Source organism: Halomonas sp. LBP4 (genome assembly GCF_003202205.1).
GTDB lineage: Bacteria > Pseudomonadota > Gammaproteobacteria > Pseudomonadales > Halomonadaceae > Halomonas > Halomonas flagellata.
The window spans coordinates 1-1,248 of the sequence record NZ_PDOG01000034.1 but is presented as its reverse complement, the minus strand read 5'-3'; the positions used below and the strand labels follow the sequence as shown (position 1 = coordinate 1,248).

The following is a 1,248-nucleotide window of genomic DNA, read 5'->3' as shown; positions in this document are numbered from 1 at the left end:
AGGGCCAGGAAGAAGCCGGCGAGGGTGGCCGACATCAGGTTGGAGAGGGTGCCGGCCAGCACCGCCTTGAGGCCGAAGCGGGCGATGTCGTGGCGGCGACTGGGGGCGATGCTGCCCAGGCCGCCGAGCAGGATGGCGATGGAGGACAGGTTGGCGAAGCCGCACAGGGCGAAGGAGAGGATCGCCATGGTATGCGGTGTCATCGCCTGGCCGGTGGCGGCGACCAGCTGGTCGCCGTCGAGGTAGGGGGCCAGGTTGATGTAGGCGACGAACTCGTTGACCACCAGCTTCTGGCCGATGAAGGAGCCGGCCAGGGTCGCCTCCTCCCAGGGAATGCCGAGCAGGAAGGCCAGCGGGGCGAACAGCCAGCCCAGTATCAGCTCCAGGCTCAGCGCCTCCATGCCGACCCAGCCGCCGACGCCGCCGAGCATGCCGTTGATCAGGGCGATCAGGCCGATGAAGGCGATCAGCATGGCGCCGACGTTGGCGGCGAGCATCAGGCCGGAGGAGGCCCCGGCGGCGGCGGCATCGAGCACGTTGGTGGGGTGGTCCTCCTCCTCCTCGAGACGTGCCTCGGCGGCGGAGATGCTGTCCTCGGGCGCCTGGGTCTCGGGCATGATCAGCTTGGCGAACAGCAGCCCGCCGGGGGCGGCCATGAAGGAGGCGGCCACCAGGTACTCCATGGGGATGCCGAGTGCGGCATAGCCGGCCAGCACCGAGCCGGCCACCGAGGCCAGGCCGCCGCACATCACCGCGAACAGCTGCGAGGGGGTCATGCGGGCGATGAAGGGGCGTACCACCAGGGGCGCCTCGGTCTGGCCGACGAAGATGTTGGCGGTGGCCGAGAGCGACTCGGTGCGCGAGGTGCCGAGGGCCTTCTGCAGGGCGCCGCCGAGCAGCCGGATCACCCACTGCATGATGCCCAGGTAGTAGAGCACGGCGGTCAGCGAGGAGAAGAAGACGATGACCGGCAGCACCTTGATGGCGAAGACGAAGCCGATGGCCTCCACGTCGGCCAGGCCGCCGAACAGGAAGTCGATGCCGTCGTTGGCATAGGCCACCACCTGGCTGACCGCCGCGGAGACGGTGGCGAGCACCGCCTGGCCGGCGGGCACGTAGAGCACGAAGGCGCCGATGCCGGCCTGGATGGCGAAGGCGCCGCCCACGGTGCGCAGGCGGATGGCGCGGCGGTCGGTGGAGAAGAGCAGGGCGATGGCGATCAGGGTCGCCATCCCGACCAGGCTCATG

At 70.0% G+C, this 1,248-nt stretch carries 1 protein-coding gene; it reads right to left on the bottom strand.

Annotation, left to right across the window (positions count from 1 at the left end):
• Positions 1-1,247 (bottom strand): NupC/NupG family nucleoside CNT transporter (locus CR157_RS22015; RefSeq protein WP_110285650.1); only part of this gene is annotated, 1,247 nt, incomplete at its 3' end.
• Position 1,248: the final 1 nt, after the last annotated feature.